The sequence below is a fragment of the Clostridium sp. CM037 genome (assembly GCF_055081095.1).
Genome location: NZ_CM143650.1, coordinates 3193156 through 3206323 on the forward strand (window position 1 = coordinate 3193156; position 13168 = coordinate 3206323).

The window sequence follows — 13168 nt, forward strand, 5'->3', positions numbered from 1 at the left end:
TGGCTTTGTCTATCTTTGTGGAAGTGAGCTCTTGAAGATTCTGCTTGTCAAAATGGAATAGGTATTAAATCCAGCATGTCCTATTTATATACATCTGAAAACTCAATTTTTATTCTTTGCTCAAAATCGTTTATGCTATTATCAATAGCCTTAATACTTTCTTCTCTGATATCATGCTTCAATACTTTAACAGGAAATTTTATAAAAAACTTAGTGCCAACTCCATATTTACTCTCAACTGTTATTGTCCCACCTTGTATTTCTACCAGCGATTTAACAAGCGATAATCCAATACCACTTCCTTCATAATTCCTTGTAAACGATTTATCTACCTGCCGAAATCTATCAAATATTAGATTTACCTTGTCGCCCGGTATACCTATTCCTGTGTCTTCAATTGAAATAGTTATATATTCTTCACCATCAGATATATTAACAAATATGCTTCCACCAGGATTTGTAAACTTTATAGCATTGGATAGCATGTTAAGCATTATTCTTTCAATTTTATATAGATCGCAAGCCACTATCTTTTCCTCTATATCAGTATCAAATATGAGACTTAAGCCATTATTATTAATATACTCAGCTACAGATAAAGTAATTTCCTCCACTATATTAACAATATTACAATTGACCCTATTCAGTTCATAAAACCCTGCATCTAATTTAGTTAAATCAACTAAATTGTTTATTACTTTTAGCAATCTAAAGCAATTATGTTTTTCAATATTTATATTATTAATAATCTTTTCCCTATTAATAAGGTTTTCTTCATCATTAATACACATTCCAATAATTTGTATTGTACCTAATATTATATTTAAGGGAGTTCTTAGCTCATGAGAAACATTTGCAAAAAATTCAGATCTTAACTTCTCTATCTCAACAGCTTCATTCTGTAATGTTAATTCACTCCGTTTTCTTTCTGTAATATCTTGCACTGTTGCTATAATTATTTCATCTTCATGAATCTTTGTAGCATAACTATTAACTTCTACCCAAAACTCTTTGCTACTTTTATTTTTAACTATAAACTCTTGTATCAAATGGTCATTACTGCTTAACGATGCTATATCAACTTTAGTATTACCAGATTTTTTTGAGATGATATCGTATACATTCATACTTATTAAGTCATTTCGCGAATAACCAAACATAGTGGTAGCAGTTTCATTTACATCCGTTATATTTCCATAAACATCATGAATAAATATTGAATCATTTACGGAATTAAAAATTGCGCTTAGATATTTTTGGCTTTTTTCAAGTTCATTCTGAGAATTTTCATACGTAAGTTGCCTTAAACCACTTTCAGCAAGCGTCATAATAAGCCCTGAATAATATTCAATTATATGCTCAACCTTCTTTTTAGAATAAACAGGCACCTTGCTTAACGCATCTAGATACTCTTTTTCATCAAAACCTAATTCTAATGCTTGTGCGGCAAAATATTCTTTATCTATTACTTCATCTTCATAAAAAAATTGGCTAAAAAAAATCGTAGCCAAATGTTCTCCTGAAATAACAATAGGAAATGCAATATCCCTCATATTATTTAGACACTTATAAGATATATATACACCATCCATAATATGATCACTAATATATTGATCACTAATGGAGCATTGCATGCATGTAACTGGATGAACTCTATGAAACTTAGTGCATATATCCTGCCATCCCGTTGCAATAATAATTGTGCCGTCTATATCCACAATTCCAAAATTAATGCCTACAGCAGCATAAATATTTTCAGCCATCTTTTTTAGTGAATCAATATTTATTAGTTCTGAAAATTTAACTTCCCTCATAAATAATTCCTCCTAAGTAACGTACCCTCTTATAAAAAATAATGTGCTCCACTCTACTTTACCTGTGTTAAACCTTCTATTTTATTCTTAACCATATCTACCTCAGTACAAAATTTTACATTTTTATTTTTAAAAACTTCATTAAAAACATTCTATCATAGTAACTTTGCTAAATTAGGGGAATACTGTCGTATTGGATATTTAAAATTATAAAATTCTATAGCTAATATTAAAAGCTGTGAAGTAATTACTTCACAGCCTTTTCATTTATTTAATAATTTTTATTTATCAAAATTGGAAGAAGAAAAAATTTCATCTAAATCATTAAAGATACTATATCCTTGTGCGTAAAATATGATTATAAATCGGATTACTGTTTTTTCTAAACTTATACCAACAGTCTTACTGCTGCTATAAATGTCATGATTATAATAATATATCTGAAGTTTTTTTCATTAATTTTTTTAATCATAAGCATCCCTAAGAGTGCTCCTACTGCAATTGCTGGTATCATACCAATGCTAAGTAAAATAGTTTTAAATGAAATATTTTGCCAAAATAAAATTTGCAATGGTAATTTGGCCAAATTAACAAGAAAGAAAAACCAAGCCGTTGTGCCCATAAAATCATTTTTTTTGAAGTTCATAGATAACAAATACACACTGAATATAGGGCCTGCAGCATTACCAATCATGGATGTAAAGCCAGTAGCAATTCCAGCCATTGCATAAAACCATTTATTTGTTGGGACTTTTATATTTCCACCTTTTTTTTCAGTATAAATTAAAGCGACTAAGCAAAGTAAAACTGAAATAGATATAACCGCCTTAAATTGTTTATCATTAATAAAGTTTCCAACTATAACGCCTAGTAGTAAACCTATGATTGTCCATGGCAAAAGTTTTTTTATATTTTCCCATTTAGCATGTCGATTATAATAGTACACTGCAAAAACATCCCCTACTACTAATATAGGAAGTATAACACCTGTAGATTCTTTCCCTCCAAAAACACTAGCAATAATTGGTATAACAGGCATCAGAAATCCGCTTATTCCTGTCTTTGAAACTCCTACTAAGATTGCCGATATTATTAAACATGACCATTGCATCGTTGATAAATTAAACATATGAATGATTCCCATTAATATTTAAAGTCTGATCTTGTGGATTGCGTTCCACTGGTGCCAATATTCTTTAATAATTGTGATATTTGATTAATCTCCAAAATACTCCTCCTTTGTTTAACCATAAAGTGCCATATTTTTAATTTTACCCTATATGCCTTTAATTATCTATACTTTTTATAATTAAATTATCTCCTGCAGAGCTGCACAGCTTTGCAGAAGATGAATTGATAACTTATTTTGAAAATTGTTTAACAATGCCCTCTGCCATAACGTCTGCCATCTTTAGAGCTTGATTTTCAATTTCATCGTATACTGTGATGCTTCTTTCGTAATTGTTGGTAAGTATATCGATTGCCTCTGCTTTGGTCATAGCCAAGTGTTCATATAACATTGTTTTCCAATTTTCTTGAGACCAATAAGGATTGATTCTAGCAAGGAAAACTGCGATTTCATCTGCATTTGCGTACCATCTTTTCTCAGCATCTGCTGCCTCTTTACTATAGCCAGCTTTGGCTGCTTTAACAAGCTGTGCGGCGATGACAAGATGACTTTTAAATAACTCACTAAATTGAGAAGCAATTTCATCCCCATATAAAGGTTTTAATACTAACTTAAAATCTGTTGGATTTCGAAGAAGTCGCTTAGTAACAAAATCTACATCTGGTAAATCTTTTATTATGCTTGTTATTGTCATCCTCGTCCAGACAATATGTTGTTCCCAAAGTATACGCATAATATTTCTTAAATCTACTTCTGCTTCACTAATTATCTTAGGCTCAGTAATGTGCCGTTGCGCCACCATCCAAGATGCATCATATGGAAATAAATACATTGTTATCACCACTTTCTAATTTTTATACTATAATATGCTTATGTGAGCAATAAGTACCCATAAAAAAAGGAATATAGAAGGGCATAACAAATTGAGGTTAGTATACGATATACTAACCTCTCTATTATTTCAACACAATGCCACTAAACATTATTACACTTTTTATCATATCTAAATTTTTCATATTTATATTTTTCCATAAACAATGAATAAATTAGTATAAAAATATTCCTGTTATGATTAATCCATCTATTTCCAATATTTTTCGTGAATACGGTGAAATTCTTTTCATAATCTACATAAAATTACAAATAGTATATTGTCCCAGTGAAGTTTACTTCTGAATCTTCTTCATAGTCAATATACGCCCCTTTAAGATCTACTACATTTTCATGTATATCAAATCCCTCTATGCTTATTGTTTCTATTACATTATTTTCATTAACACATGTTGCCAATGTATCATAATAATCTTCTTCATCATTATATATAATTGCAGTACTTAATATTCTAAATGTTGCCTCCCTTATAATTTTTCTATTTTTATTTATAATTTTCCCAAACTTAATTTCTTGTACCCCATCTTTTTTATCATTGTCTTTAAATAAAAAACTCATTCCGATTACTTCCCTTCATTTTTATTATAATGATTCAATATCAATATTATTATAGTCAATTTTCTTATCAAAAGAAACATTCCCTATTCAGCCAACTAACCAAGATTTAAATAATAATCATATAACTATAATAGAAGTTTTGATACTTATTAGCGAAAGGAAGTATATAAATGGTGGATATGCATTATAATCTTGTAAAGACATGATTAAGAACCCTTCAAAAAATACCCGATTAGCTTAGAGATGATGTAATTGCTCTATTTTACAGATACCCAAATATTGTTTTTAATGTAAAATCTCCACAGAAAGTCCTTTGCTTCTTCTGCATAATCAATTCCAATTCTCTTAGCTTCTATAATTTCAATTTTTTCTTTTTCCACTGCGTCTTCAATATATAGTTCACTTATGCACAAATCATGTTTGTTATTTTCTTTATTTATATTCATAGCTATACAGAGCTTAGAGGGGCCTGTGGTTAAATTTTTAATTTGAGCTTTTGTCAATTCATTATAACCTTTTTTAAATCTTAGCTTTGACATTTCGTCTAGACCTTCTATTGGCTGAATAGCTCTAATTAAAACCCCTTCAGCAATTCCTTCTTCTTTTGTTATTACATTAAAGCAATGATACATCCCATAAATAAAATATACGTATGCGATGCCAGGCATACCATATAGAGTCTCAAGTCTTGGTGTATGTTTTCCCCCGTAAGCATGGCAAGCCTTATCTATTGATCCAATATATGCTTCTGTTTCAACTATCTTTCCTCTTAACTTTACTCCATTAACTTCATGTACAAGTGTTTTTCCTAAAAGTTCCTTAGCAACCTGCAAAGCTTCTCTGGCATAAAATTCTCTAATAAGTCTCATTGCAACCTCCTCCTAAAACCTATAATAAATATCTATTTTTAACCATATCTTTATATTATATATAAGTAACCATTTTTAATCAATGACGAACATAACTGTTTTTTGCAAAACACATAATTTTCACATCAATAATTGGAATAGTACTTTTTCAACTAAATTTTTAATGTATATCTTTAACACAAAACAAGGCATCTGCATATTATGTATAGAAAGTGTGAACATCTTAAATAAGAGAAAGTACAAGCTCTTTAAATAGAAAAAATATTATTAATAAGGAAGGTATCTATATTGAATAAATACAATGATTTTTCTTCTGAAAAATATCAATCTGACGATGAATATGAACCTTATGACTTTTTAATTCCTAAAAAGCACAATTGTGATGACAAACCACACTGTAATGATAAAGACCACTGTGACGATAGACCACACTGTGATGACAAACACGATCGTTGTCATCCTTGCTGTATAAAATGCATAGTTGGACCAACTGGAGCTACTGGAGCTACTGGAGCTACTGGACGAACTGGAGCAACCGGTGCAACTGGACGAACTGGAGCAACTGGAGCAACCGGAGCAACTGGACGAACCGGAGCAACTGGTGCAACCGGTGCAACTGGACGAACCGGAGCAACCGGTGCGACTGGTGCAACTGGACGAACTGGTGCAACTGGTGCAACTGGAGCAACCGGAGCAACTGGTGCAACCGGTGCAACTGGACGAACCGGAGCAACCGGTGCGACTGGTGCAACTGGACGAACTGGTGCAACTGGTGCAACCGGAGCTACTGGACGAACTGGAGCAACCGGAGCTACCGGAGCAACTGGACGAACTGGAGCAACTGGTGCAACCGGAGCTACTGGACGAACTGGTGCAACTGGTGCAACCGGTGCTACTGGTGCAACCGGTGCTACTGGAGCAACCGGTGCTACTGGTGCAACCGGTGCTACTGGAGCAACCGGAGCAACTGGTGCAACCGGTGCAACTGGACGAACCGGAGCAACCGGTGCGACTGGTGCAACTGGACGAACTGGTGCAACTGGTGCAACCGGAGCTACTGGACGAACTGGAGCAACCGGAGCTACCGGAGCTACTGGAGCGACCGGTGCAACTGGACGAACTGGTGCAACTGGAGCAACCGGTGCAACTGGAGCAACCGGAGCTACTGGACGAACTGGAGCAACTGGTGCTACTGGAGCAACTGGTCCAAGTTTTAATTCGTATGCAAATGGTGTTATAACAACAAATAAAATATCAATTCCAGTTGGCGGCACTATTATTTATGATACTGTAGATATTGTAGGACCTGATTTAAGTTATGATCCAACAACAGGTATATTTACAATTAATACAACGGGTGTTTATGTAATCGACTGGAAGTTTGCTGTTACTCCAGATCCTTTAACCTTTGCTTTACAACTTGATTTAGAAGAATCCCCTAGTGGAGTTGTTATTGGCGGTATATCTATTTTAGTAACAAATCCAACTGTAAATGGCTCTAACAAGGTTTATGCCGCAACAGCAGGACAATCTTTTAGATTTGCTAACAATTCAAATGGTCCTATTAGTATAGTACTTGCAGGTCTAGCTGGGGCTATTGGAACTATATCTGTCTTCAGAATTGTTTAACAGCAACAGATTATAACTAATTTTATTACCTTAACTGGCTGCCTATAGACGGCAGCCTTTTTACATAATTAAAAATATTTTAGTAATGGCATTATACATCTTTTTATTGTGACGTCAAATGCTAAAAATCCTGTTAACAAAATAAGTTAACAGGATTTTTAGTCTAATATTTATTATTTTTTGTTCTTATTAATAACAGTTACTATATATCCATATTATCAGATTTAGTCTCAGTACTGAATATTTCTTTTTTCTTCCAAATAAAGAATCCCATAAGTGCAGGCATTATTAAACTAACAAGTATCATCCAAGGTTTAGTTCCACCAGCTACAATTGAATATGCTATTTGGGCAACTATAGCAATAAAATAAATATATATCCCTAATTCCTTTTTCATTAAAATCAAAATAACACTTATAGCTAATATTACTGAGAATACCAACCCAATAGTTATACTTAAATTCGTGATTTCAGGCATTACAATATCCAATGCTTTATATGCAGCGTTAAGTTCATCTTTCTTAGAAAAGTTTCTTATACTAAATAATCCAAACACACTAACAACTAATTGAATAATTGACATTGTTTTTATACCTGCTCCTACTTTTGGTTTTTTAATGTTTTCCATAATTTTACCTCCGACAAATATATTTTTAAAATAATATGGCTTTCACCAAAATTTAATTGTAAATCGCCTCAATTGGATCCATTTTCGATGCATTAATTGCTGGTATAATTCCAAAAATTATTCCAATAATAACAGATATTGCAGTTGCTCCTATAACGCTTTCTCCGCTCATAACTGGAGGGAATGGCATAAATATACCAATTATTTTACAAAAAATAAATCCGAATAATATACCAAGTAAACCACCAAGCCCTGTCACCATAATCGCTTCTATAAGAAATTGGAGTAATATACTTTTAGGTTTTGCCCCAATAGCCCTACGTATACCAATTTCTCGTTTCCGCTCAGTTACAGAAACATACATTATATTCATTACACCTATTCCCCCAACAAATAAGGAAATACCACTAATCAATGCTATGAAAGCAGTTAAATACCCAATAATTTGTTCAAATATCTTAGTACTTGCCTGAGGATCCTGTAGCTTATACTCACCTTTTAAATTAGGATGAGACACTATAAGCTCCTTTTTTATGTTTTCAAAAACCTTATTTTTATCTTCACCAGCTTTAAGATAAACATCTAAGCTTGAAATAGCGGCCTCTGTATTCATATCTTCTTTTGACTCCTTTGAAATTAAACTTGTTCCACCTGTTAGAGAGAATGCACCCTCTTTTTCTAGAACTCCTGCTACCTCGTATATAATTCCATTTACTGTTATTCCACTACCTATTGCCTTTTCTGGAGATTCGAAAAGTTTTTCTGCTGATTTATAATCCAACATAATTAACTTTTTAGAATTTTCACTTTTTTTGAAAGAACGACCATACTTAATATTTATTTCTTTATCATCATAATCTTCTAGCCCAATGTATGCTTTTTTATCAAAATACACAGCCTCGCCTGATGTATATCCGCCCATTCCTTGCATATCCTTTGATTCCTCAACCTTTTCTACTCCAGCCACTGTTTTAAGAGAATATGGGTCGGATTTGCTAAAGGGTTCAATCAAGGTTAAATCCGCATCAACGTTTTCTGGTTCAAAATTAACATTTATTTTATTTGCGCTTGTATCCGCCATAGATTCATTCATTTTTACCTTTAACCCATTACCAACTGACATAATGGATATTACAGAGCTTATACCTATGATTATTCCTATCATTGTGAGAAAAACTCTTAATTTATGTGATTTTAGACTGTATATTGAAGTTTTGATTAAATTTATTATAGACATATCTAATCCACCTTTGTTATCACTCCATCTTTTAAATGGATTACTTTGCTAGCATATTTAGTTAAATCGTCATCATGTGTTACCATTATTATTGTTTTATTTTCTTCATTAAGTTTCTTTAGTATATTCATAATTTCCTCTCTGGTTTTACTGTCTAGAGCGCCTGTTGGCTCATCAGCTAAAATCACGTAAGGATTATTAATGAGAGCTCTTGCTATTGCAATACGCTGTTGCTGTCCTCCAGATAATTGTGAAGGTGATTGCTTCTCTTTATGAAGCAATCCTACCGTATCTAAATATTTTTCTACAAGGTGTGCTCTTTCTTTTTTAGGTACATCAGTGCCTTCTTTGTAAAGCAAAGGAAGCTCAACATTCTGACCAATAGTCAATGAATCTATCAAATGAAACTGTTGAAATATAAACCCCAGATAACTATTTCTAAGTTCTGATCTTTCATTTTCACTAAGATGAGTAACATCCTTGCCATTAAACGCATATTTTCCATTATCAAAATGATCAAGAAAACCAAGAAGGTTTAAAAGTGTAGTTTTTCCGCTACCTGATTTCCCCATTATCATAACAAAGTCACCTTGCTCTATAGTTAAATTTATATCCTTCAATACGTGTAATTTAGAATCCTTTAACTTATAATACTTATTAATATTTGTTAACTCAATAAGATTACTCAACAGAAATACCTTCCTTCATTTCTTTAGTAGTTTTCGCTATACGGTCATTTTCATTTAGCCCACTAAGTACAACAACTTCTGATTCCACACCTTTTTTATAAGTAATTGCTTGTTTTTTTAACTTTTTATCCACAACTTTAAACACGTATTGCTTTCCAGCTTCCTCAAGTATTGCACTCTTTGGTATTTTCATATCTTCTTCTTTAAGTTTCACTGTGGCTTGTACATGAAAACCATTGATAACATCTGTTTGTGAATCCAAGGATACATTTGCATCATAATAAGATATAGCAGAAGCTCCACCTGTAGCACCTTGCGCTCCAGCCGCTACATCTGGCGCTGCTGGACTATTTCCTACACTTTTCACCTTTCCTGTTATAGTTTTATTTATAGCGAATATAAGTATATCCACTTTTTGATTTTCCTTTACCTTTGTTTGATCCTTTTCATTAATATTTCCTTTTACATAAACTGTAGTAGACTCTATTACAATATATGGTTTCGTCATATCTTTAGAATCATTTAATATTACTTTTCCATTTATCGGAGCTTTTATATAAGTGTATTCTTTCTCTTTTGAATTTTTAAGCATCCCTTTTGAAGTATCAATTTGTGCTTGCACAGCATCTATTTGATCTGAGTAGCCACTAATTTGAGCCTCAGTACCTGCTGCAGCCGATGCACCCATGGCAGCGGGATCGACACCAGCCTGTTCTGCTTGTTGTTTTGCTTCTTCCTTCTGCTTTTCTAAAAGTTTTTTTGCTTCTTCTTGTTTATCGACTAATTTCTTTTTTTGATTGTTGGCATTAGTAATTTCTTGGTTTCCCTTATCTATCTCATCCGTAACCAAACTGTTCCTGTATGTAAAAAGAGCATCGCCCTTATTTACTACTTGTCCATTCGTAACCGAAACCTTATTTATTGTTCCTTTTGTTTCATCTCTATATATATTTTCCGTTTTTTCAGGAACAACAACACCGTTTACAAATATTTTCTCTTTAGCCGGTATTGTATATAAAGCTACTTCTTTACCTTTATTACCTGCTGAATCTTTATTGTTCTTAACTACATAGGCAATGATTCCAAATAGTATTATTACACCAATAATACTTAAAAAAATAATATGTTTCTTTTTCATAGATTTCCCCCCTATAAATACACTTTAAATAAAAAAATTTGTTAAATTAATAACAACTTTCAGAATTAGTTTACCACATTCTTCTTTGATTTACAACATTTGCAGCAAAAACTTTGTTTTATGATTTTTTTGCATCCATAAATATGGTTTTATTCCTTATTTAAGCATGCTTTATTTATATCATATTTCATAAAGATCTATAATTCAATACAAAATGCATTAATCGTCATTATTTAGACATAAACGGAATTTAATCTAATTATCTCCTTCTGAAGTCGATATTAAAATTAAATATATAAAAGTTAAAGGTGAAATTTTATTTAAAAAATTTCACCTTTTATTTTACTCTAGATTCACTATATACTAATTAATATTATTGAACTCTATACATATCTTTGCTTTCCATATATTGAAATATAGATTCTCCACGCTTTTGTTCTTCTATTTGTTTTAATCGATTATCTTTATTTAAAAGTTCTGTTGGTTTCATCCCTTTCATCATTAATCTCATGATGGTAAATTTAATTTCATCATATTTATTAAAAATAATTTCTGCTTTTTCAATATCATGATATACCTTCCAATAACCTACCATTTTACATTTAGCGTTTGGATAATCAACAAATGATACTACATCTTCTAGAGGATAGCCTAAAAAAATCCCAATTTCGTGAGGGCATATATTTTCGAATCTTTTGCCTAAAAGCAATAAACATTCCTTTATATTCATTTTTTCATTGTATCCAAATCTTTTTAAAAATTCCATGTTTTTATTATCGCTTATACTTAACTTGATTTTTTCTTTATTATAAAATAGTACAAACGTATTTGTTATATCCTTTTTTAATTCAAAATAATCAATATCTAGTTTAGCTTTCACTTCATCTTTATATCTTTCCCATATGTTATTTAAGTTTCTATTACTATTACTAAAATTAATTAGAGATGATGTCTTATGCTTTTTAATAGTTGGTCCTGCATTACGTATTATTACTGAAAATAAATACTCCAAATCATCATAACCATCTATAATTTCTAACAATCCCCTTAACTCCACTATTCCCATAAAACACCCTCCATTAACTTCACAATAGTGTTAACACTATCAACTTCATATTAAGTTTACTTTTATTTTTTTGATAATAAAGCACCTATTTCCTTACACCTTTCAATACCTTCTTTATCAGCATCGTTATTAATTATTAGTCCATCAACTATAATGTTAGCACCATATGTTTCCATTCTCTCTTGCCAATCCTCCATCCATTCTCCATTGCCCCATCCATAAGAACCAAATAAAATAGTGTTTTTGCCGCTTATCGCGTTCGCAATTGACTCAATAAATGGTTCCATTTCTGATTCCTCAAGCTGCTCTGAGCCCATAGATGGACATCCCAAAGCTACTCCATCTGCATTTATTACGTCCTCTACTTTTGCATCGTTCACATTAAGTAGTCTAACGTTTGCATCTACATTTTTTGCCCCTTCCATAATCCCTACTGCCATAGCCTCTGTATTCCCTGTTCCGCTCCAATAAATAATAACTACATTTTTCAAATCAATCTCCTCCTCATATAAAATATTTTGTACATTCATGTGGTAATAATTTCAATGCATTTTTAGACTTAATTTATATTATCTTATTGCATTGATATTGATTATCATTCTTGATTATATTATAATATATTTAAGTTAGAGGTTTTTTAAAATTATTATTGTCTTTTTTAAAAATATTAAGGAGATGCGATGAAAAATTTACTCAATCACACTGAACTGGTCTTAAGTATTGGAAATAACAACTTAGAAACTGCCAATGCCATATATATAAAAAAGATAAATATACTTTTATCTTCATCGAGTAGCTCAGATGAATTAAAAAAACTAATATATTCAATTAATATCTTTATATACACCTATTTCTGTATTAACAATTCAATCCCCTTGGAGGACTTATGCTATAAAAATCTTAAGCTCATGGACACTTGTCATTTGAAGGAAGACTTAATTTCTCTAGGAGAAAAAATTATTAAAAGCTACACGGAAGTCATTAATAATGGTAAAAAAGCATCAGAAAATGAAATTGTAAACAATGCTTTGGCTTATATTCACTCAAATATTGAGAAAAAAATAACCCTAGAAAAAGTTGCAACTCACATTCATATAAGTAGCAACTATCTATGTTATCTTTTTAAAGTGAACACCGGTTTTAAATTTTGTGAATATATAAACATATATAGAATAAATGTGGCAAAGGATATCCTAGATAATTCCTCTTATCCTTTAGATGTGATTTCTACTAAATCCGGGTTTAATAGTCAAAGTCATTTTTGTACCACCTTCAAGAAATATGTAAGTGTTTCACCTAATGAATATAGAAAAAGGACATGTTAATAGGAACTAGAATATCATAAACTGCAATGCTGTTTCAAATATAAATTCTCCATTTCTATTTATACGGTCAACCCATATAGCATTGAAATATACGGTCTTATTGTATATTTCAATGCTAAAAAATATTTATGACATCTTTTGTTGACATTAAATGCTATACCGCTTATACTGATTATATAGTATATATACACTATG

The 13168-nt window shown here is 31.6% G+C and carries 13 protein-coding genes; 2 read left to right on the top strand and 11 right to left on the bottom strand.

Annotation, left to right across the window (positions count from 1 at the left end; translation table 11 throughout):
* Positions 1–80: 80 nt before the first annotated feature.
* The 5 genes from ACWJKP_RS15425 to ACWJKP_RS15445 all read right to left on the bottom strand — a co-directional run bounded on the left by ACWJKP_RS15425 (position 81) and on the right by ACWJKP_RS15445 (position 5261).
* Entirely contained in the window at positions 81–1814 is a 1734-nt protein-coding gene (locus ACWJKP_RS15425; RefSeq protein ID WP_462961302.1) for a sensor histidine kinase, read from the bottom strand.
* 388 nt (positions 1815–2202) lie between these two features.
* Positions 2203–2958, bottom strand: coding sequence for a sulfite exporter TauE/SafE family protein (locus tag ACWJKP_RS15430; protein WP_165413218.1), 756 nt, complete (start codon positions 2956–2958; stop codon positions 2203–2205).
* A 217-nt stretch (positions 2959–3175) separates the two neighbouring features.
* Entirely contained in the window at positions 3176–3745 is a 570-nt protein-coding gene (locus ACWJKP_RS15435; protein WP_224578807.1) for an acetylglutamate kinase, read from the bottom strand.
* Positions 3746–4080: 335 nt separating this feature from the next.
* The gene (locus ACWJKP_RS15440; RefSeq protein ID WP_165413217.1) at positions 4081–4392 is read right to left on the bottom strand and encodes a hypothetical protein; all 312 of its coding nucleotides are present in this window, start codon (positions 4390–4392) and stop codon (positions 4081–4083) included.
* A 257-nt stretch (positions 4393–4649) separates the two neighbouring features.
* Positions 4650–5261 (bottom strand): DNA-3-methyladenine glycosylase, encoded by a 612-nt coding sequence (locus ACWJKP_RS15445; protein ID WP_165413216.1) that lies wholly within the window; start codon positions 5259–5261, stop codon positions 4650–4652.
* A gap of 288 nt (positions 5262–5549) precedes the next feature.
* On the opposite strand from ACWJKP_RS15445, the gene ACWJKP_RS15450 reads away from it, so the two are divergent.
* A complete protein-coding gene (locus ACWJKP_RS15450) occupies positions 5550–6890 on the top strand; it encodes a complement C1q domain-containing protein (RefSeq protein WP_462961303.1) in 1341 nt (446 codons plus the stop codon).
* Between the two features lie 202 nt (positions 6891–7092).
* Here the strand turns inward: ACWJKP_RS15450 and ACWJKP_RS15455 are convergent, their stop codons facing one another.
* The 6 genes from ACWJKP_RS15455 to ACWJKP_RS15480 all read right to left on the bottom strand — a co-directional run bounded on the left by ACWJKP_RS15455 (position 7093) and on the right by ACWJKP_RS15480 (position 12139).
* Positions 7093–7518, bottom strand: a complete 426-nt coding sequence (locus ACWJKP_RS15455; RefSeq protein WP_165413215.1) for a hypothetical protein — start codon at positions 7516–7518, stop codon at positions 7093–7095.
* Between the two features lie 52 nt (positions 7519–7570).
* Positions 7571–8755, bottom strand: coding sequence for an ABC transporter permease (locus ACWJKP_RS15460; protein ID WP_165413214.1), 1185 nt, complete (start codon positions 8753–8755; stop codon positions 7571–7573).
* Between the two features lie 2 nt (positions 8756–8757).
* Complete coding sequence (locus ACWJKP_RS15465; RefSeq protein ID WP_202881874.1) at positions 8758–9447, bottom strand: ABC transporter ATP-binding protein; 690 nt, start codon at positions 9445–9447, stop codon at positions 8758–8760.
* Entirely contained in the window at positions 9437–10582 is a 1146-nt protein-coding gene (locus tag ACWJKP_RS15470; RefSeq protein ID WP_165413212.1) for an efflux RND transporter periplasmic adaptor subunit, read from the bottom strand. The genes ACWJKP_RS15465 and ACWJKP_RS15470 overlap by 11 nt, the downstream gene beginning before the upstream one ends.
* Positions 10583–10955: 373 nt before the next feature.
* Positions 10956–11648, bottom strand: coding sequence for a DUF3793 family protein (locus tag ACWJKP_RS15475; protein WP_165413211.1), 693 nt, complete (start codon positions 11646–11648; stop codon positions 10956–10958).
* A gap of 62 nt (positions 11649–11710) precedes the next feature.
* A complete protein-coding gene (locus ACWJKP_RS15480) occupies positions 11711–12139 on the bottom strand; it encodes a flavodoxin (protein ID WP_165413210.1) in 429 nt (142 codons plus the stop codon).
* Between the two features lie 189 nt (positions 12140–12328).
* On the opposite strand from ACWJKP_RS15480, the gene ACWJKP_RS15485 reads away from it, so the two are divergent.
* Positions 12329–12973, top strand: a complete 645-nt coding sequence (locus tag ACWJKP_RS15485; RefSeq protein ID WP_165413209.1) for a helix-turn-helix transcriptional regulator — start codon at positions 12329–12331, stop codon at positions 12971–12973.
* The last annotated feature ends 195 nt before the right edge of the window (positions 12974–13168 follow it).